Source organism: Mycobacteriales bacterium (genome assembly GCA_035504215.1).
Taxonomy (GTDB): Bacteria; Actinomycetota; Actinomycetes; order JAFAQI01; family JAFAQI01; genus DATAUK01.
The window spans coordinates 1-20,770 of record DATJSI010000061.1 but is presented as its reverse complement, the minus strand read 5'-3'; the positions used below and the strand labels follow the sequence as shown (position 1 = coordinate 20,770).

Annotated in this window: 11 protein-coding genes and 1 pseudogene; 6 read left to right on the top strand and 6 right to left on the bottom strand. The window is 70.8% G+C overall.

The genetic code is table 11. The annotated features are described in order from the left end of the window. The 5 genes and pseudogenes from VME70_07645 to VME70_07625 form a co-directional block, all read right to left on the bottom strand. Positions 1 to 185: hypothetical protein (locus tag VME70_07645; protein HTW20065.1), on the bottom strand; the 185-nt coding region annotated here is incomplete at its 3' end. After that, positions 182 to 1,813 (bottom strand): putative maltokinase, encoded by a 1,632-nt coding sequence (locus tag VME70_07640; GenBank protein HTW20064.1) that lies wholly within the window; start codon positions 1,811 to 1,813, stop codon positions 182 to 184. The genes VME70_07640 and VME70_07645, both read right to left, overlap by 4 nt. Positions 1,814 to 1,855: 42 nt before the next feature. Beyond that, positions 1,856 to 3,511 (bottom strand): annotated as a pseudogene (gene treS, locus VME70_07635) (maltose alpha-D-glucosyltransferase). Next, a complete protein-coding gene (locus tag VME70_07630) occupies positions 3,508 to 5,550 on the bottom strand; it encodes an alpha-1,4-glucan--maltose-1-phosphate maltosyltransferase (GenBank protein ID HTW20063.1) in 2,043 nt (680 codons plus the stop codon). The pseudogene treS and the gene VME70_07630 overlap by 4 nt, the downstream one beginning before the upstream one ends. A 154-nt stretch (positions 5,551 to 5,704) precedes the next feature. After that, complete coding sequence (locus tag VME70_07625) at positions 5,705 to 9,322, bottom strand: adenylate/guanylate cyclase domain-containing protein (GenBank protein HTW20062.1); 3,618 nt, start codon at positions 9,320 to 9,322, stop codon at positions 5,705 to 5,707. 157 nt (positions 9,323 to 9,479) lie between these two features. Here VME70_07625 and VME70_07620 point away from each other — a divergent pair, with 157 nt between their 5' ends. The 6 genes from VME70_07620 (at position 9,480) to VME70_07595 (ending at position 19,900) form a co-directional block, all read left to right on the top strand. Beyond that, positions 9,480 to 11,135 carry an MFS transporter gene (locus VME70_07620; GenBank protein ID HTW20061.1) on the top strand — a complete coding sequence of 552 codons (1,656 nt, stop codon included), beginning with the start codon at positions 9,480 to 9,482 and terminating at the stop codon, positions 11,133 to 11,135. Between the two features lie 28 nt (positions 11,136 to 11,163). After that, positions 11,164 to 12,009 carry an MBL fold metallo-hydrolase gene (locus VME70_07615; GenBank protein HTW20060.1) on the top strand — a complete coding sequence of 282 codons (846 nt, stop codon included), beginning with the start codon at positions 11,164 to 11,166 and terminating at the stop codon, positions 12,007 to 12,009. 111 nt (positions 12,010 to 12,120) lie between these two features. Further along, the gene (locus VME70_07610) at positions 12,121 to 14,238 is read left to right on the top strand and encodes an Hsp70 family protein (GenBank protein HTW20059.1); all 2,118 of its coding nucleotides are present in this window, start codon (positions 12,121 to 12,123) and stop codon (positions 14,236 to 14,238) included. A gap of 28 nt (positions 14,239 to 14,266) precedes the next feature. Further along, positions 14,267 to 16,555, top strand: a complete 2,289-nt coding sequence (locus tag VME70_07605) for a hypothetical protein (GenBank protein ID HTW20058.1) — start codon at positions 14,267 to 14,269, stop codon at positions 16,553 to 16,555. A 22-nt stretch (positions 16,556 to 16,577) separates the two neighbouring features. Further along, complete coding sequence (locus VME70_07600; GenBank protein ID HTW20057.1) at positions 16,578 to 18,434, top strand: dynamin family protein; 1,857 nt, start codon at positions 16,578 to 16,580, stop codon at positions 18,432 to 18,434. A gap of 2 nt (positions 18,435 to 18,436) precedes the next feature. Then, a complete protein-coding gene (locus tag VME70_07595; protein ID HTW20056.1) occupies positions 18,437 to 19,900 on the top strand; it encodes a dynamin family protein in 1,464 nt (487 codons plus the stop codon). 16 nt (positions 19,901 to 19,916) lie between these two features. On the opposite strand, the gene VME70_07590 is transcribed toward VME70_07595, so the two are convergent. Continuing rightward, a partial coding sequence (locus VME70_07590; GenBank protein ID HTW20055.1) for a hypothetical protein occupies positions 19,917 to 20,770 on the bottom strand: 854 nt, incomplete at its 5' end.

The following is a 20,770-nucleotide window of genomic DNA, read 5'->3' as shown; positions in this document are numbered from 1 at the left end:
ACGCGCTCGAGCTGCGCCTCGATACTCCTCGCGTCGTCGACCGGGTGGCCCAGTGCGGTCAGGATGGCGACCAGCGAATCGGTCGGAGCCGACACGCGCCGCCCGTCGCCTGCCGTGTAGGCGAGCTGCACCCCACATCGCCGGGCCAGCTCGTGCAGCGAACGCCTCGTGGACGCCGCCGTCACGCGGTGACCTCGAGCAGGTCGAGCAGGCCTTGCGCCGGTACGTCGATCCAGTCCGGCCGGTTGTTGGCCTCGTAGCCGATCTCGTAGATCGCCTTCTCCATGACAAGGAAGTCCAGCAGTGCCGCGAGCTGGTCGCGGTCGGCGGGCAGGAACGGCGCATCGCCGGCCGCATCGAGGTAGGCGCGCAGGAAAGCGCCGGCGATCGCGCGATACCAGCTCGTGAGCAGGGGGTCGATGTCCGCGCGCTCACCGGCGAGCGTCAGGTCACGGTTGGTGTGCGCGCCCACGACTTTCGAGGCGTAGTGGAACGAGCGGATCATGCCGGCGACATCGACCAGGGCCGGTCGCTTCAGCCGCCGCGCGGACAGCGGCCGGGCGGGCTCGCCCTCGAAGTCGATGATCACGAAGTCCTTGCCGGTCCAGAGCACCTGACCGAGGTGGTAGTCGCCGTGACACCGGATCTTGGCCACCTTGATCGGCGTCTTCATCGCGGACTCCAGCCAGGTCCGGATCTCGCTCTCCCGGGACAGCACCTCGTCGACGCACGCCGAGCGGGTCGGCATCGACTGCGCCGCTCGGAGCGACCTGCGCAACAAGCTGCGCGTCGCGTGGTTGAGCGACCTGCGGTCGACGGCGGTGAACGGTTCCGGCGCGAACGCCCGGTCGGCCTGGTTGGAGGCCAGCGCGAGATGCATTTGCGCCGTACGCCGGCCGAGGATCTCTGCCCACTGAAGGTGCGGTCCGACCAGCGGGTGGCTACGGTCGGGCTCGATCCCGGCGGCATCGAGCGGGTGCGCCGGGACGACCAGCCGCAATACCTCGGGCGTCGGGTGCGCCAGCACTTCTTCGATGACCCGCTGGAGAGCGTCGAGCACGTAGTCCCAGCCCGGGCCTTCGTTGTGGACGAACTGCTGGCTAACCGCGATCGTGGCGCTCGCACCATCGCCGTCGCGATAGTCGATCGAGCCCGCAACCGTTGGGACGTAAGGGAATCGAGCTCGTTCGGTCAGGAACCGGCCGACCTCGACGTCGGGGTTCGGACCGTCCTCGACTCGGCGGATGAGCTTCATCACCAACTCCCCGCCGACGATGACCGAGCTGTTCGTCTGCTCGGTGGTGACCATCAGCACGGGCGTGTCGGGACCGAGTCCGCGCGAGAGCGCGCGCATGGACCGCGTCGGCGAGGTCTCGAGCCGGCCGTTGAGCCCGTTGACGTTGCGCCGGCGTGTCATCAGCGCCAGCAGCGAGGTGACGAACTCGGGCGCAGTCATCGCGTCGTAGATGACCCCGTGACCGTCGGCGCAGGAGATCTCGGTGACGATGGTCTGCGGCCGCCACTTGCGGATCTCGTCCGCCGGAGCTTCGGCCGCGAAGGCGAGCGGCAGCACATAGGTCTCCGGCAGGCCCTGGTCGAGCTGTACGTCGACGATCGCCAGATGTCCGACGGGCGCGCTCGAGGCCCGGCTGGATCCTGCCGACGGGACCGGGATGACATCGACGATCTCGGTGGCCCGGATCCGGCGCGCCTTGTTGCGGAACCAGCGCCGTTCGGCGAGGTACGCCGGAAGGACCCGGTTCAGCGGTGCGCGGGCACCGCCGTTCAGCGCATCGGCCGCTCGCCCCCTGATGGTCAGCGTGCGTTGCGGCGAGCGGTCGTCGCGGCGGCGCTCGAGAGCGAACCAGTAGAAGCCATGGCCACCGAGGGTGATGAAGTACGGCAGGTCGCCGACCTCGGGGAACTCGCTGCTGCCGAACAGCTCGACGGGGATCGCACCGCGGTAGGCCGACAGGTCGAGCTCGACGGCTTGGGTGAAGCGCGACAGGTTGACGACGACGAGAATCGTCTCGTCTCCGAAGCACCGCAGGAAGGCGAGCACCTTGCGGTTGTCGGGGAACAGCAGGTCGAGGCTGCCCCGCGAGAACGCCTGGTAGCGGGTTCGCAATGCGATCAGCCGGCGCATCCACCAGAGCAACGAGCTCGGGTTCTCGTCCTGGGCGGCGACATTGACCGCCTGCGAGTGGTACTCGGGGTCGATGATCACGGGCAGGTACAACCGTTGCGGGTTCGCGGTCGAGAACCCGGCGTTCTTGTCGGCGTCCCACTGCATCGGCGTCCGCACCCCGTTGCGGTCACCGAGATAGATGTTGTCCCCCATGCCGATCTCGTCGCCGTAGTACACGATCGGCGTACCCGGCATCGAGAACAGCAGGCCGTTCATCATCTCGATCAGCCGCCGGTCATTCCCGAGCAGCGGCGCGAGCCGGCGGCGGATGCCGACGTTGATGCGGGCCTGCAGGTCCTCGGCGTAGACCCGGTACATGTAGTCGCGCTCCTCGTCGGTGACCATCTCGAGGGTCAGCTCATCGTGGTTGCGCAGGAACATGCCCCACTGGCAGTTCGGCGGGATCGGCGGCGTCTCGTTGAGGATGTCGACGATCGGGAAACGGTCCTCCTGGCGGGCCGCCATGAACAGCCGTGGCATCAGCGGGAAGTGAAACGCCATGTGGCAGGCGTCGCCGTCGCCGAGGTACTTCACGGCGTCCTCCGGCCACTGGTTCGCCTCCGCGAGCAGCATCCGGTCGTCGTAACGCTCGTCGATGTGCCGGCGGAGGTCCTTGAGGAACTGGTAGGTCTCCGTGAGGTTCTCGCAGGTCGTGCCCTCGCGGGCGTAGAGATAGGGCACTGCATCGAGGCGCAGGCCGTCGACCCCCATGTCGAGCCAGTAGTCGACGACGTCGAACATCGCCTGGCGAACCTGCGGGCTGTCATAGTTCAACGCCGGCTGGTGGGAGTAGAAGCGGTGCCAGTAGTAAGCCTTCGCCACCGGGTCGAAGGCCCAGTTGGAGGTCTCGGTGTCGGTGAAGATGATCCGCGCATCGCGGTACTTCTCCGGGGTGTCGCTCCAGGTGTAGAAGTCGCGATGAGCGCTGCCCTCGGGTGCCAGCCGCGCGCGCTTGAACCACGCGTGCTCGTCCGAGGTGTGCGCCAGGACCAGCTCGGTGATGACCCGGATCCCCCGCTCGTGGCAACCACGCAGCACCGCACGGAAGTCACGCAGCGTGCCGTACGCCGGATGCACCTTGCGATAGTCGGCGATGTCGTAGCCGTCGTCGCGCAACGGCGAGGGATAGAACGGCAGCAGCCAGAGCGCCGTCACTCCGAGCTCCTGCAGGTAGTCGAGCTTGCCGAGCAGCCCGCGGAAGTCCCCGATGCCGTCGCCGTCGCTGTCCGCAAACGCGCGGACGTGCACCTCGTAGATGACGGCGTCCTGGTACCACGTCGACACCGTCTCCACCGGCGGGAGAGCCTCGGCGGTCGAAGTCACTCGAGCACTCCGCCTGGCGGTTCGACCCGGAAGATATGACCCGGCGTGACGTCGGGCTCGAGGATGACGAAGTTGCGCGAGCCCCGCCACTCGTAGCGCTGGTCGGTCAGCAGGTCGTGGACGACGTACGGCGTCGTCACATCGAGGCCGAGCACGTCGAGACGCACGTCGATCCATGCGGACTGCCGGTAGCGGGCATCCAGGTTGACGATGACCAGCACCGGGCACTCGGCCGCGTCGGCGGACAGCCCGCTGGAGCCGGGCACCGTCTTCGAGTACGCGATCAGCTGGTCGTTGTCGATCCCGTGGAACTCCAGCGTGCGGTCGTGCTGCAGCGCGGTTTGGGCCCGCCGGGCTGCGTTCAGCCGGCTGATGAACGGCGCGATGCTGGCCGGTGACGCGAGGTCGTACCGGCGGATCTCGTACTTCTCACCGTCGAGATACTCCTCGGAGCCTTCGTGACGCGGTCGCGTCTCACAGAGCTCGAACACGGGGCCGTACATCCCCCAGCTCGCGGCCAGCGTCCCGGCAAGCAACGCCCGCACCATGAACGTACGGCGGTCGCCGTGCTGCAGCTGGGCGGTGAGGATGTCGGGGGTGTTCGGCCAGAAGTTGGGCCGGAAGTAGTCGGCGACATCGGTCTTGGTCAGCTCGGTGAGGTACTGCTCGAGCTCCCACTTCTCGGTCCGCCAGGCGAAGTAGGTGTACGACTGGGTGAACCCGAGCTTCGCCAGCTGCTTCATGATCTTCGGCCGGGTGAAGGCCTCCGCGAGGAACAGCACCTCCGGGTGCTCCTGCTGCACGGTCGGGATCAGCCACTCCCAGAACGCGAACGGCTTGGTGTGCGGGTTGTCGACGCGGAACACGGTGACGCCATGGCCGACCCAGAACAGCGTGACGTCGAGCAGCGCGCTCCACAGCGCATGCCAGTGCTCGGTCTCGAAGTCGAGCGGGTAGACGTCCTCGTACTTCTTCGGCGGGTTCTCGGCGTACCGGATCGAGCCATCGGGACGATGCTTGAACCACTCCGGATGCTCGGTCACCCACGGGTGGTCCGGTGAGCACTGGAAGGCGAGATCGAGGGCGACGTCGATGCCACGGTCGCGTGCCGCTGCGACCAGCTTGTCGAAGTCCTCGTAGGAGCCCAGCTCGGGGTGGATCGCGGTGTGGCCGCCCTCGGGCGAGCCGATCGCCCACGGGCTCCCGACGTCCTTCTTGGACCGGCTCGGTGCGCCGTTCGGGCCCTTGCGCGCCGTGGTGCCGATCGGATGGATCGGCGGAAGATACAAGACGTCGGCACCGAGATCGGCCACGTAGTCGAGCCGGTCGAGGACGTCGCGAAACGTGCCGTGCGTCCCCCGCCTCGCGCTCGTCGAGCGGGGAAACAACTCGTACCACGTGCTGAACCGGGCGCGTTCCCGCTCGGCCCGGATCCCGTACACCGCGGAGCTGGCCTCCGGACTGGTCGTGTGATGGCGACCGACGAGCGCCGTGATCTCGTGGTCGTCGACGTCTGCCAGGTCCGGTGTCCGGCCCGCCTCCAGCCGGCCGACGAACTCGGCCAGCCCGGCCCGGTCGGCGCCTTTGGCCTTGGCGAGCGCGGGCTTGGCGAGCTCGAGGCCGACCCGCAGCTCGAGCGAGACGTCCTGGCGCGCCGCGACCCGCGCCCGCAGTTCGTGCAGCCAGGTCGCAAAATGATCGACCCGAGCATGCACTTGGAAGTGATAGCGGCCGGGCCCGGCGAGCTCGATCATCGCCCGCCAGCGATCGTTACCGACCGATGCCATCCGGACCCGCGTCCAGCGTCGCTTCGACTCGTGCCGGTAGGCCACCTCGACGGCAAGCAGGTCATGGCCGTCGGCAAAGGCGTCCGCGCTCACCTCGACGAGCTCGCCGGCGGTGGCCTTGGCGTCGTACCTGCCGTCTTCGACCCGCGGGTGCACGTCCGCGATCACCGGTCGGGGCGGGGCCGACCGGTTGCTGGTCTCCATTGCCTGCGACTTACCCGCCGGTAGGCGCGTTACACCGGGACGCGTCACGCCCGAAGGGTACTTTCGCGATCTTGAACCCGCTCGGCCGCACGCTCGCATGCCGCCCCAACGAGCGACACCGTGGGCCATGCGAGTCGCCCTAGCGACACCCATGGGCCATGCGTGCCGCCCTAGCGACACCTGTGGGCCATGCGTGTCGCCATCAGCTGTCGACGACCGAGAGCTGTTCGGTGTCCAGCACCTGATTCGGCTGGGCCGACAACCCGTCGACGGCTGGATCCGGCCAGACCGCCGCCAGCCGGGCGAGCAGCGGCCCGGCGCCGAGCTGGGCAGCGATTGCCCGCGCCTCCGCAGCCAGCTCCGCGCCGGCGGTGAGATCACCGCTCGCCAATCGGTAGTCCGCGAAATCGGCCAGCCCGACCGCGAGGTAGTACGGGGAGCGGGTCTCGCGCAGCGCCTCGATCGCGCGCTCGAAGGTCGCAGCCGCCGCCGGATCGCCCCGGCCGGCTTGCAGGCGGGCCTGCACGCGAAGCCGGTCGGCCCGGAGAATCGGGTGCAGAAAACCAACCGGGCGCTCGTCGCACCAGTCCAGCAGCCGCTGGGCCTGCGGAATGTCGCCGAGCGCCAGCGCGGCATCCGCCGCGATCGGCCAGCACCACCGGACGCCCTCGCCCGCAATGCCGATCTGCTCGCCCACGTCGATCGCGGCTTGGGCCTTGGCAAGCGCCAGCGCATGGTCGCCGCGCGCCACTGCGTCGAATGCCTCGGTGATCGCGACCATCATCCGATCCTGCGGGCCTTCGGAGCCGGCGAGCGTCCGAACGACCTCGAGGTTGGCCGGGTCACGCTCCGTCCCGCGCAGCGCCGCGAGCACATCCACCATCCACAGCAGGTAGGGCTCGTCGGTCGTGCTCTCGGTCATCGTCCGCTGCGCGACCGCGTCGCACTCGTCCCAGCGACCGGCGAAGAGCAAGGCCTGAAGGAGGTTGCCGGTCGCGAACTGCCAGGTGCCTGCACCCGCACGACGCTGCTGCTCGACTCCTCGCTGCGCGACCTCTACCGCCTCGTCCCACGACCCTTGGGCCAGCAGTGAGTCGGAGAGGTTGAGGTTGGCCATGCCGAGCCGGTCGGTGTCACTGAAGATCTCAGCGAGCCGGCTTGCTTCGCGGTACGACGCAACCGCCTGCGCGTGCCGGTTCTGGCCGTCTTCGATGATTCCCTGGGAGATGAACAGCCGCACGAAGTTGCTGAGCGGAAGGCCGAGCTCGTGGGCCAGCCCAAAGGCTTGCGTGATGTAGCGCTCGGCCTCCGCGTGGTTCGCGGCAAACCCCTCCAGCGACGCGACCAGGTTGAGCGCTTCCACGGTGTCCGCGTCCGGGCCGTCCTGCAGCACCTCGAGCGCTTCCAGCAGCACGACCCGGCTCTCCTCGTAGCGGGCCTGCCGGCGCATCGCATTACCCATTCCCGCTTTCGCGCGGGCAACGTCACGCGGCATCCCGTGCCGGCCGTACAGGACTCCACAGCGCTGATACGCCTGCTCGGCGGCCTCGAAGGCCGCGGCCTCGACCAGGTGCTTCGCCACTTGCTCGAGCAGGCGCGCCGCATCGACGTCCGCCTGCTCGCTTCCGAGCTCTTCCAGCAGATCTGCAGCGTTGCTCAGCACGCGCGCCGCGACGACCGGTGCACCGGTCCGTTTGGCCCGGTCGGCCGCACGGGTGAGCCGGTCGACCGCGCGCCGCCTGATGACGGTCACGTCGTCGTCGTCCGGCACGGCGGCGAGCGCGTCGAGCAGATGCTGCGCAATCACCTCCGCGACCTCTTCGCCCTCGTCGGCGAAGGTTCGCGAGAGGTGCTCGGCAACCGCAAGGTGGCGGGCCTTGCGCTCCCGTCGTGACAACGTCTCGTACGCGACCTGCCGGAACAACGTCTGGACGAAGCCGTACTGCCCGCGATCCGGCGAGAGAGGGTCCGCCCGCACCATCAGGACTTCGCGACGCACCAGGTCCGCGAGGAGGTCGGCGATCTCGGCTTCGGGCATGCCGGAGATCGCAACGAGGGCCTCGACCGGGAAGGTGCCGCCGAGGACCGCGGCGTCCGCAACCAGGCGCCGCGCGTTGGGCTCGAGCGCATCGAGCCGGGCTGCGAGCAGCGACTGCAGGGTTCCCGGTACGGCCAGCTCACCGATGTCGCCCACGAGCCGGTAGACGCCTTCGACCGGCTGCACGACGTCGCGGTCGATGAGCATGCGGACCGTCTCGACGGCGTACAGCGGAATGCCTTGGGACTGCGCCGCTACCGCGGTGCGCGCCGCTGCCGGCATGCCAGAGACGAGCCCGTCGATCATGGCGTCCATAGCGGCGTCGTCGAGCGGGTCGAGGGTGAGCGACGTCGCGTTGCGCCGGCCGGTCCCCCAGCCCGGCCGGCGGTCCTCGATCTCGGGACGGGCGAAGGTCAGCACGTAGATCGGGATGTCTCGCGCCCAGTCGAGCATGTACTCGATGAAGTCGAGGAAGCCGCTGTCGGCGTACTGCAGGTCCTCGATCACGAGCACGACGGGATCGGTCGCGGCGATCTGTTCGAAGAACGTCCGCCAGCCGGCGAACAGCTCCTCGCGGATCAGCGTCTCCTCGTCGGTGTCCACCCCGAGCAGCAGGGCGAGCCGCGGCCGGACGTACTCGCGAATCCCCGGATCGCTCACGAGCCGCTCGAGACCTTCGTCGAGCTTTTGCGCGGCGACCCCGGCCGAGTCCTCCTCGGCGATCAGCAGGCGCTGGCGCACCATCTCGGCCAGGCCCCAGAACGCGACCCCGTCGCCGTAGGACAGGCAACGCCCGCGATGCCAGGAGATGAGCTGCGCAAGGCCGTCGATGTACTTGTAGAACTCCCAGCCCAACCGCGACTTCCCGACTCCCGCCGGGCCCACGACCGAGACCAGTCGGGCGGACGAGCGGTCGGCGCTCGCGTGGAACAGGTCCTTGATCAGGCGAAGATCGTTGTCCCGTCCGACCATGGGAGCCTCGAGGCCATCGATGCGCTGGCTGCCCAGGGATCCCGAGACGACCCGCTGAGCCCGCCAGAGGGAGGCGAGCTCCGACTTGCCCTTGAGGAAGTGCTCCCCCGCGTCCTCGAACGCGATCGACCCCCGCGCCACCCGCCAGGTGCCCTCGTCGACGAGCACGCTGCCCGGGTCGGCGGCGGTCTGCACCCGGGCAGCGGTGTTGACGGCATCGCCCGCGACCATCCCTTCGCCCACCGCGCCGACGGTCACCGCGACCTCGCCGGTCACGACGCCGGCGCGGGCCGCCAGGCTCTCGGCTCCGATCTCGCGGCCGAGCGCACCGACCGCGTCGACCACGTCGAGGGCGGCGCGCACCGCGCGCTCGCCGTCGTTCTCGGAAGCGACCGGCGCCCCCCAGACCGCCATGACCGCATCGCCGATGAACTTCTCGACCACGCCGCCGTACCGGCCGATCACCGTGCGGGCCAGGTCGAAGTAGCGCGACAGAAGCTCACGGACCTCTTCGGGATCACGCGCCTCTGACAGCGGTGTGAACCCGACCAGGTCGCAGAACAGAACCGAACAGACCCGGCGTTCGGCCACCGGCACCGGCTCGACCTTCGGCGCTCCGGTCACTACCGGCGCCGCTGCCGAGCCGGCCGCGAGCGCGGTGCCGCAGTCGCCGCAGAACCGCTTGCCCGCCACCAGGGCCGCTCCGCACGACGGGCAGACCGCGCTCAGCGGCGCGCCACACTCACCGCAAAAGCGTTTGCCCGGCGCGCTTTCTGCGCCACATGTGGCACACAGCACGACGTCGCCCATTGTCCGATCGCCAGGAATGTTGATCAGTTGCCTAAGGTCACTATGCCGTGCCTCGGGCTGTCAATCCCGAACTCCGGGACATTTCTGGCGTCCCAAGGTCTCGACGGACGGCGAATCCGATGCCATCGTGTGCGCCGCAGAGGCAAGGGAGGCCGGCTTGGGCGCACGGGGGCGGTATCGCGACGCCCTGCAGCGGCCCGATTTCCGGCTCCTCGTCTCCGCGTCGCTCATCGACCAGATCGGCAGTTGGTCCTACGCGGTGGTGATCGCCGTCGACATCTACTCCCGCACCGGCTCGACCGTCTGGCTGGCCGGCCTGTCGGCCTCGCGGTGGGTGACTGGGCTGCTCCTCAGCGGGTACGCCGGGGTGCTCGCCGACCGCTACCAGCGCACGACCGTCATGATCGCGTCGGCCACCGCCAACGGGATCGTCATGGCCGGCATCGCACTATCGGTCGGCCTGCACGGCCCGGTGTGGACCCTTCTGGTGCTGACCGTGCTTTCCGCGACCGCGGCCGCGCCGTACCGTCCGGCCGCCGGGGCACTCACCCCGCAGGTGGTGGACGAGAAGGACCTCGCCGCCGCGAACGGGATCTTCGCGGCGATCGAAAGCGTCGTCGTGGTGGTCGGCCCCGGCATCGGCGGCCTGCTGCTGCTCAGCGGGTCGACGCTGTCCGGCGTCGTCATCAACGCGGCGAGCTTCTTCGTCGCTGCGTTCCTCGTCAGCCGGCTGACCGTACGTTCGCGCGGCGATGCCGAGCCGGGCGGCCGCATCGTCGCGCAATGGGTCGCCGGCTTCCGCGCCCTTGCCTCCGAGCGCGTGGCGATCACCCTCGTGGCGTTCTGCGCCCTCGACTCGATGGTGTACGGCGCAAGCACGGTGATCTATGCACCGCTGTCCGTCCGGTTGGGCACCGGACCGAAGGGCTACAGCTACCTTCTTGCCGGCAGCGCCCTTGGCGGCGTGCTGGCCGCCGGGCTGGCGAACCGGCTCAGCGGCTCACGCCGGCTGGCGCCGATCATCGTCGGCAGCATCGCGCTGCAGTCGTTGCCGTACCTTGTGACCGCGTTCGTCCACGCGCCGGTCGCGGCCTTCGTCCTCCAGGTCGTGTCGGGCGTGGGGATGATCATCGTCGACATCCTGGCGATCACGGCGCTACAGCGCGACCTCGACCGCGGCGTGCTCAGCCGGGTTCTCGGCGCGTTCGACGCGATCGTGACCTCTGCGATCCTGCTCGCCAGCTTCGCGGTGGCGGCCCTGCTGAGCCACTCCGGCGTCGTTGTCACCTTGGAGGTGACCGGGATCGCGATCCCGGTGCTCGCCGTACTCGGTCTGCCGATCCTCGTCCAGGGTGACCGGCGCACCGCCGCCGAAGCGGCCAGGATCGAGCCGACCGTCGAGCTGCTCGCCGGCCTCGACCTGTTCACCGGCGCCAACCGGCCGGTGCTCGAGCGGTTGGCCCAGGCCGCCGAACCCCGCACCGTGCCGACCGGTACGGTTCTCATCCGGCAGGGCGACCCGGCCGACGCGCTGTGGGTGCTCGTCAGCGGCGTACTGTCCGTGTCGGCGGCCGCTGACGGGGGTCCGTCGCGTGCGCTGCCGAGCGTCGTCGCCCCGGCGTACGTCGGGGAGATCGGGCTGGTGCGCGGCGTGCCGCGCACCGCCACCGTACGGACCGAGGAGGACTGCGAGTTGCTGCGGATCGACGGCGCCGAGTTCCTGCGCGCGCTCGAGTCTGCGCCGCCGAGCACCGCCTTCGTCCAGCTCACCGGCACGCGCTGGGCGCGCACCGAGCAGCCGGCAACCGGCTGAGCCCGGGACCAGGCGAGGCGGACCGATCGTGATCCGGGTGACCTTCTGCGGCGTACGCGGCTCCACGCCCTCGCCGGGTGCGGACTTCCTCAGGTACGGCGGCAACACGTCGTGCCTCGCGCTGTCCGACGGCGACGGGCCGCCGCGCCTGCTGCTCGACGCGGGCACCGGCCTGATGGCTGTGACGCCGCTGCTCGCCGGCCGGCCCTTCGACGGGACCGTGCTGCTCAGTCACCTGCACTGGGACCACACCCACGGCCTGCCGTTCTTCGCCGGCGGCGGGATGCCCGGGGCGCGGCTGCACCTCCGGCTGCCCGAGCAGGGTGTGCCCGCGGAGGACTTGCTCGCTCGCGCCTTCTCGCCGCCGCACTTCCCGGTGCTCCCCCACCAGCTCGGAGCCGGCTGGAGCTTCGACACGATCGACGAGGGTGAGCACAGCTTCGAGGGCTTCACCGTCCGCGCGCTCGAGATCCCGCACAAGGGCGGCCGGATGTTCGGCTACCGGGTCAGCCGCGGCGAGGCCTCTCTTGCCTACCTCACCGATCACAGCCCGATCTCGCTCGGTCCCGGTCCGGACGGGCTCGGCGAGCGCCACGCGGCGGCGCTCGAGCTCGCCCACGACGTGGATGTGCTCATCCACGACGCCCAGCACCGGGCCAGCCAGTTTCCCGAGGTGGCCTACCTCGGGCATGCGAGCCCCGAGTACGCCGTCGCGCTGGCCCGCGAGGCCGGCGCGCGCAGCCTGATGCTGTTCCATCACGCGCCCACCCGCACCGACGACGAGATCGACGAGATCCTGGCCGAGCTGGCCACCGACGGCCTCCCGGTGCGGGCGGCGTGCGAAGGGTTGGTGCTCGACCTGCCCGAGGCCTGACCTCCGGCGGGCCGCAACCGGCGGGCTCCTGGCCAGCCGTTCCGGTTGAGCGCACGGCAACCCGGTGACACACTGCCCAAGTCGGATTTGCCCGGCGGTGGCGGGGGTTTCGTGGCGTACTACATCGGGGTCGATCTCGGTACGACGTACACGGCAGCGGCCGTGGCCCGTGACGACCAGGTTGAAGTCGCCGCCCTCGGAGACCGCTCGACCGCGGTTCCGTCCGTGCTCTGGATCGGTGAGCAAGGCGAGCTGCTCGTCGGCGAGGCGGCACAACGACGCGCGCTCAGCGATCCCAGCAGGGTCGCGCGCGAGTTCAAGCGCCGGCTGGGCGACACGACGCCGCTGCTGGTCGGCGGCTCGCCGTACTCCGCGGAGGCGCTGTCCGCGAAGCTGCTCGCATGGGTGGTCGCGGCGATCGCCCGGACCGAGGGCGAGCCCGCGGCCGGGGTCGCCGTCACGCATCCGGCGAACTGGGGCGCATATAAGAAGGACCTGCTGAGCCAGGCGGTGCGGCTGGCCGATCTCGCCGAGGCCACGCTGCTCACCGAGCCGCAGGCGGCCGCGATCTTCTACGCCTCGCAGCAGCGGGTCGAGCCCGGTGACGTCGTCGCCGTGTTCGACCTCGGGGGTGGGACGTTCGACTCGGCGGTGATCCGGAAGGTAGCCGAGGGCCGGTTCGACATCCTCGGCGAGCCCGAGGGCATCGAGCGGCTCGGCGGCATCGACTTCGACGACGCCGTCTTCGCCCACGTCGCGGGCATGATCGAGCCCGGTCTCGACCAGCTCGACCCGGACGACAGCACCGCGCTCGCCGCCGTGGCGCGCCTCCGCGAGGAGTGCGTGCAGGCCAAGGAGGTGCTTTCCGCCGACACCCAGGCGTCGGTTCCCGTCCTGCTGCCCACGGTGACGACCGAGGTGCGCCTGACCAGGCCCGAGCTCGAGGCGATGATCCGGCCGCGCCTCGACGACGCGATCGGCGCGATGCGCCGCTCGCTCACCTCCGCCGGCGTCGAGGCGCAGGAGGTCCGCGCGATCCTCCTCGTCGGCGGCTCGTCACGCATCCCGCTGGTCGCCCAGACCGTCTCGGCGGCCTTCGGGCGCCCGGTCGCCGTCGATGCCCACCCGAAGAACGCGATCGCGCTCGGCGCCGCGATCGCAGCGCGGACCGCGGCCGTCGGCGAGTCAGCCGAGGCCACCGCCGTCGCTTCGCCCGCACTGCCGGAGCAGCCCGGACCGGCGGACGCGAGCCTGGCGCTCGCGCCGACCGCAGCACTCGCCGGAGTTGGCGCCGGGCTCGCCGCCGAAGCCGCCGGCGGCTCGCCGGGTGCGACCAGCACCCTGACCACGGCGCCGGGGATCGGAGACCGGCCGCCACCGCCACCGCCGCCGGTACATCGTGAGCGGCGCGGCGGCATCGCGGTCATCCTGCCGGCGATCCTGGGGCTCGCCTTGCTCGGTGTCGGCGCCTATTTCATGTTCGGTCGCCACCACCACAGCTCCTCGCCGCAAACCGGGACCGGGGTCTCGCAACAGGCCACGCCACCTGCCGGCGGTACGACGCACACCGGTGGCGCGCCGGAGTCGAAACCGCACCAGATCACGACGGACAACCTGCTGCTCGCGGCTCCCACCACCACGACTCCGGTCGATACCTCCGGGTCGACCGACTGCCAGGAGGTTGCCGCCACCGCCAACGGCTTGACCCCTACCAACCCGGGACCGGACTTCTCGGCCCAGTGCCAGACGGTGACCTGGGATCTCAACGGTGCGCCCGAGAAGGTCGTCGCGTTCTTCTCCTCCTCGACCGACCCGACGGCGAACGGGCCGCGGGTCGAGGTCCTGACGCAGAACTCCGACGGCACGTGGACGCCCGCGCTGGAAAGCGACGGCAACTCGGCGAGCTGGAACACCGCGTCGGTCAGTACGGCAAACCTCACCGGCAGCAACGACGTCGACCCGGAGTTCGTCGTGGTCTTCCATGACAGCGACGGCACCCAGATCGTCGCGGTGGTCCAGAGCAACAACGGCGCCGCCGAGGTTGCGGCCCAGACCCACAAGGCCTATCACCCGAGCGTGATCCTGCAGGGGCCGGAGATCCTCTTCTACAACACCAAGACCCCGACCAGCCCGCTGCGCCTCGACCTGATCAAGTGGGTCCCCTCGCAGAACAGCTACTACGGCGTCTTCAGCCCGGTGAAGGCCCCGGCACCCACGTCGACGTTGTAACGCACCGCTGCCACCCAAGGGAGGCGTCATGGCATCTCTGGAAGAACTGCTCCGCTACCTCGAGTCGTTCATGCACGGTCAGCTCGGCCAGGCTCAACAACCGCACTCGGTGGCCCAGCCGATGCCGCAGGTCGGCGGACCGGGCGAGATGGCCGGCGCGCCCGTCCATGCGGCGGCGCCGCCGGTCGAGGGCGCCGCGCCGGCGCCGGCCGGACCCGCACCCGGCGAGCCGGCCGGCCCGCCCGGACAACCGCCGTTCGAGCTGGCGAGCGCCCCGCCGGAGCTGGTCCAGCAGGCGCTCGCGCAGTTCGGGTCGCTGCACCCGGAGCTGGTCCCTTACCTGCCACTGGGGTCGGCCGAACCACTGAACCTCGCGATCGCCCTCGACCGCATGGGCGCAATCCCCGCGGAGGCACTGACCAGCTACGCCCCGGCGGCGGAATTCGCCCCGGAGCCGAACGTGCCCGCACCCGCCGGGCACCCGTTCGACGCGCGGATCGCCGAACCGTCGGCCGCCACGACCAGCCCGACGGCCACGCCGCTCAGCACCCCGGCGGCGGGTGGCGGCGATCCCGGCTTCAGCCCACCCGCCGGCGCGTCCTCCGGCGTCGGTGACGCCGGGTTCACCCTTCCTGGCGGCACGACCAACCTCGGCGGAGGCGACCCTGGCTTCGCTCCCCCGAGTGCCTCGGCCGGTGGTGGGATCACCGGCGCTCCGATCGTCGCGACGCCGGTCAGCACCGGTGACGCCGGCTTCGAGGTGCCCGGCGCCGGGGAGACAGCCGGCGACGCCGGCTTCACACCGCCGGCGACGGAGACCTCGGGCGGCCTCGGCGACCCGGGGTTCGCGGTCCCCGGAGCGCCGCTCGGCGGGATGTTCGACCCCGGCGTCTCGGTGGCGGAGCCGACGCTGGGCGGGATGTTCACGACCGGCACCGAAGCGCCGTTGGAGGGCATCGACCCCGCGGCGCTCGGTGAGCTGGCCGGCGAGGTCGCGAGCAGTACGGCGGCGGCGGGCGAGCAGGTCATCGGAACGCTTGCCCCCGGGTTCGGCACCGACCCCGGGGTGGGCGGCATCGATCCCGGCGCGGTCGGCGGATTCTCCGACGCGCTCGGCGGGCTGCCCATCGTGGGCGACGTGGCCGGTGCCGCCTCCGCGGGCTTCGGAACACCAGGTTTCGACCCGGCCGGCGCCGGCGAAGCCGGGTTCGGTGCGGTCGACCCCGGTGCGCTCGCCGGCGCGGCCTCCGACCTCCCGATCATCGGCGACATGAACCTCGGCGCGCTCGGAGAAGGTCTCGAGCAGATGGGCTTTGTGCCGCCCGCCGGTGGCGTACCGGTGGCGGCGGTCCCCACCGAGGCCACGATCCCGGCACCGGCCGAGCCGACCTTCGCCGAAGGCGATCCGATCGGCGGCGACGTCCAACCGACCATGGTCGTCGACGGCGGCGGCGGGCCGATCGAGTCGGGGGTCGCCGAACCGACCTTCGCCGAAGGCGATCCGATCGGCGGCGACGTCCAACCGACCATGGTCATCGACGGCGGCGGCGGCCCGATCGACGACGGCACCGGCTCGAGCTTCGGGGACCTCGGTGACAGCCTCGGCGGATCGCTCGCGTCAGGTGCGGGTGACGTCGCCAGCACGCTGGGAGGGGTCGACCTCAGCGGCGTCAACGACGTCGTCGGCGACATCGTCGGCACCGGCATACCGATCGGGGCGGCGGCGGGCGCGGCGTATGACCTCGCCGACGGGAACTACACCGGAGCGGCCGAGGAGGGTGTGATCGGCGGGCTGGACGTGGGCGCAACCGCGTTGGGGTTGCCGGGCGTGGACGCCGATCTCGGCGTGCTCAACGACCTCGTGACCGGCAACACCGCGGCGATCGCAGGCGACGCGGAGACCGCGGCCATCTCGACCGCCGGCGGGATCATCGGCGGCGCGGCCGGCTCGATCATCGGACCGGTCGGCACCATCGCCGGGTCCGCGATCGGAAGCTTCGTCGGTGAGGCAGTGGCTCCCGCCGTCGAGAGCGCCGCGTCCGACACCTACGACACGGGCCGGGACATTCTCAACGACACCTCGTCCTCGCTGACCGACGCCGGCACCGCCTTGAGCGAAGGCAACGTCGTCGGCGCGGTCGGCGACGTGGCCGAGGGCGCGGTCGATGACGTCGGCGACGCCGCGACCGGCGCCGCGGACCTGGTCGGCGACACCGTGGAAGGTGCCGGCGACGTCGTATCCGCTGTCGGCGGTGCGATCGACGACGTGGGCAGCGGCATCGAGGACGTCGGGGACGACATCGAGAACTTCCTCTAGTGCCCGGTCTCCAGGTCACCAGGTGACCGCACCGGCTGCCAGCCCGGCCGGCGCCGCCACGGGCGGGCCGCAGCAGCGCGCCGAACTGCTGAAGCTGATCGGGGCAGTGGCCGAGGTGGCCCGCGGCGCCGGTCGCGCCGACCTGGTCAGCCGGTTGTCGGCTGCCGCCGGACGGCTCACCAGCGAGGGCGCCCGGGTCGCGGTGGTCGGCGAGTTCAAGAAGGGCAAGAGCTCGGTCGTCAATGCGCTGGTCGGCGGCCCGGTCTGCCCGGTCGACGACGACATCAGCACCGCCGTACCCACTGTCCTCCGGTACGCCGACGCGTTGGCGATCACCGGGATCTCGGTGAGCGGCGATCCGCCGAAGGAGACCGCGCACCCGCTGTCGGCATCGCAGCTACGCGCCGCGATCCACGACGGCAGCGACTACCAGCGGGTCGAGGTGGCAGTCCCGAGCCCGTTGCTCAAGGCCGGCCTCACGTTGATCGACACGCCGGGCGTCGGCGGTCTGCAGTCCGAGCACGCCTTGCGCACGCTGGCGACGCTGCCGTCCGTCCACGCACTGGTCTTCGTCTCGGACGCGATGTCGGAGCTCACCGAGCCGGAGGTGTCCTTCCTCGGCCACGCCATGCGGTTGTGCGGAACCGTGATCTGCGTCATGGCGAAGACCGACATCTTCCCCTTCGTCGACGCTGTCGTGGCGGCGAACCGCGCGCATCTCGAACGGGCCGGCATCGCGGCGCCGATCCTCACCGTGTCCTGCGAGCTGCGCGCGCGCGGCCGCGCGGCCAACGATCCCGCCCTCGGCGAGGCATCCGGCTTCGGCCGGCTCGAAGGCGTGCTGGTCCAGCGCATCGCGCCGAACGCGGAGGCACTCGCACTGCGCTCCGCCGGCACCGATGTGGTCGGGGTCCTGCAGCTGCTGGCGGCTCCGCTGGCGGCCGCGAAGCAGGCGCTCGCGACCGGTGGCAACCACGAGGACCTGCAGGCCGGCCTGGACGACGCCAAGCGCCGGGCCGAGGCGCTGCGCGGCCAGACCTCGAAGTGGCAGCTCGTGCTGAACGACGGCATGGCCGACCTGCAGGGCGAGGTCGACCATGACATGCGCACGCGGATGCGCGTTATCTCGCAGGAAGCGGAAAGCGCGATCGACCAGAGCGACCCGGTGAAGATGTGGGACGAGTTCGCGCAGTGGCTCGAGACCCGGGTCGTCTACGACGTAACCGAGAACTACCTGCTGCTGACCCGGCACGCGCACGACCTCACCGAGCGGGTCGCAGCGATCTTCGCCGAGGACGCGGCAGATCTCGGCGAAGTCATCAATGTCGCCGCTCCGACCCACCTGCTCGACGGCGTGATCGACCCTGAGCTTCCCAAGGCGGCGTTGCAAGGCGGCGCGGGAGCCACCGCGATCTCGCTGTTCCGCAACACCTACAGCGGGATGTCGATGTTCGGAGCGCTCGGCGGCGCTTCGATGCTGCACCTGTTCACCGGCTCGCTGAACCCGATCACGCTCGGCCTCGGCCTGGTGCTGGGAACGCGGTCGGTCAGCGAGGAGCACAACCGTCAGGTCGAGACCCGGCGCAACCACGCGAAGTCCGCGGTACGCCGCTACACCGACGAGGCGTCGTTCGTCGTCGGCAAGGACTCTCGCGACGCAGTCCGGTCCTTGCAGCGCGCACTGCGCGACACCTACTCGGCACGGGCCGAAGAGCTGGTCCGCTCCACGACTGCCGCCGTGCAAGAGGCGACCGCCGCCCTTGCCGGTGCGCAAAAGGATCGGACCGCAAAGCTCGCCGACGTCGACAAGCGGCTCAGCGCGCTGGCGCAGCTCGCCCAGCAAGCGGCAAGGTTCGCGCCGTCGCCCCGGAAGGCGTGAGGATGGACAGCCTCCTGGCGCGCACCGCCTCGGTTGCCGACCGCGCGGTCTCGGCGTACGACGGAACACCGGCGGCCGCCAGCTCGGTCGAGATCCGCCGCCGGCTCGAGCTGCCGGTCCGCGTCGCGATCGCCGGGAAGGTCAAGGCCGGGAAGTCCACGCTGCTGAACGCCCTCGTGGGCGAGGAGCTCGCTCCGACCGACGCGAGCGAGTGCACCCGGATAGTGACGTGGTACCGCGGGGCCGAGATCTGCCAGGTGACCGCCGTTCCGGTCGACGGCCAGCCCTATCCGGTCGCTTTCTCGCGCAACGGCGCTCTCGACGTCCGACTCAATGACGACACCGCCGACTCGCTGCGCTGGCTCATGGTCGACTGGCCGAGCGAGGCGCTTCGCACGATGACGCTCGTCGACACGCCGGGCATCGCCTCGCTGTCCGCCGACCTCTCGAGACGGACCACGTCGTTCCTCGACGCGGGCAGCGACGACCCGGGCTCCGTCGACGCCGTGATCTACCTGATGCGACACATGCACACCGCGGACGTCCGGCTGCTCGAGAGCTTCCACGACCACGATCTCGCGCAACCCAACCCGGTCAACTGCCTCGCCGTCCTGTCCCGCGCCGACGAGATCGGTGTCTGCCGGCTCGACGCGATGACGTCGGCACGCGCGATTGCCGACCGCTACGTCGCCCAGCCCACCCTGCGCCGGCTCGTCCAGGACGTCGTCCCGGTAGCCGGCCTGCTCGCCGAGGCGGCGGTCACGCTTCGTGAGGAGGAGTTCCGCTCGCTCCGCTCGCTCACCGGCGCAGGCGTCACCGCGGCGTCACCGGTGCTCGGCTCGATCCAGGAGCTCTCCGCCGAACACACCGCGGTCGACGCCGTCGTCGATGCCGCGCAACGTCATGAGCTGGTGGAGCGGTTCGGCCTGTACGGCGTGCGGTACGCCGTCGAGTGGTTGGCGCGCTCGCCCGACGCGACCGCCGCCCAGCTGGCCGCGGCGCTCGCCGAGGTGAGCGGACTCACCCAGCTCCGTCGTACCGTCGGCAGCCAGATCGCGGCGCGCGCCGGGCTGCTCAAAGCCCGCTCGGCGATGACCGCGCTCGCCCGTCTGGTCGCGGCGTACCCAGTGGACGGGCTGGCGGAACCGCTCGAGGCGTTGATGGCGGGCGCGCACGAGCTGGCCGAGCTCCGGCTGCTGAACGCGCTGCGACTCGGCGGGATCCCGTTGCCCGACGACCTGCTCGCCGAGGCGGAGGAACTGCTCGAACGATCGGGTCAGCCACCCGCGGCGCGCATCGGACTACCAGCCGAGGCCGAGCCGCCCGAGGTCCGTCAGGCGCTGCTCACCCGGCTCGACGCCTGGCGGAGGCGCGCCGAGAACCCGCTGTCGAAACAAGCCGCGGTGGATGCCAGCCGCGTCATGATCCGCAGCTACGAAGGGATGCTCGTCGAGCTCGGGCCCTGACCGACCGGCGCTTCGCTCAGAACAGGTCGCCGATGTCGTCCACGACGTCGCTTGCGGCGTCGGCCACATCGCTCGCAGCGCTGGACACTGCGCTTCCGACATCACTCGCTGCGCTCTCGGCATCACTCACCGCGTCACTTGCCGCGCTCGCGACCGCGCTCCCCGCATCCTCGGCGGCGTCGACGACCGCACTGCCGGCGTCCGCCACGGTGCTCGCGGCGCCTTCAACCGCGCTGACCGCGCCGGACCCGATCGACTCGGCGGCCGAGACCGTACCGCCCGCGATGTCCTCGAGCCCGTGGATCGCCCCGCCGCCGGCCGACTCGATCCCACCAAGCAGGCCGCTGCCGACGTTACCGAGATCGTTGATGACGCCCGACCCGACGTCCTCCGCGCCGTGCAGCAACCCGGCGGCGGCGTCGGCGACTCCGCTACCGACTCCCTCCACCACGCTCTCGCCGCCGTGCAGCAGACCTTCCCCGACGTTGCCGATCTCGTTCACCACACCCGAGCCGACGTCCTCGACGCCGTGGAAAAGACCGCTGCCCAGGTCCTCGGCGCCGGTCACGAGCCCGCCGCCGATCGACTCGACGCCGTCGACCACCCCGCGCACGATGCCGGACGGCCCGTCGGAAAAGCCCTGCACGACGTCCTCGAGGCCGCCGACGACGCCGCCGCCGACTGCCCCGGCAGCGCCGAGTACGCCGCCGCCGACCGCTTCGGCGCCACTGATCGCGCCGCTGCCCAGCGCCTCAGCTCCGTGGAACACACCCTCGCCGACCGACTCGACGCCGCCGACCGCACCGCCGAGGACCGCCTCGCCGCCGGCCAGTTCACCGCCCAGGACGGACCCGACCCCGTCGTAGATCC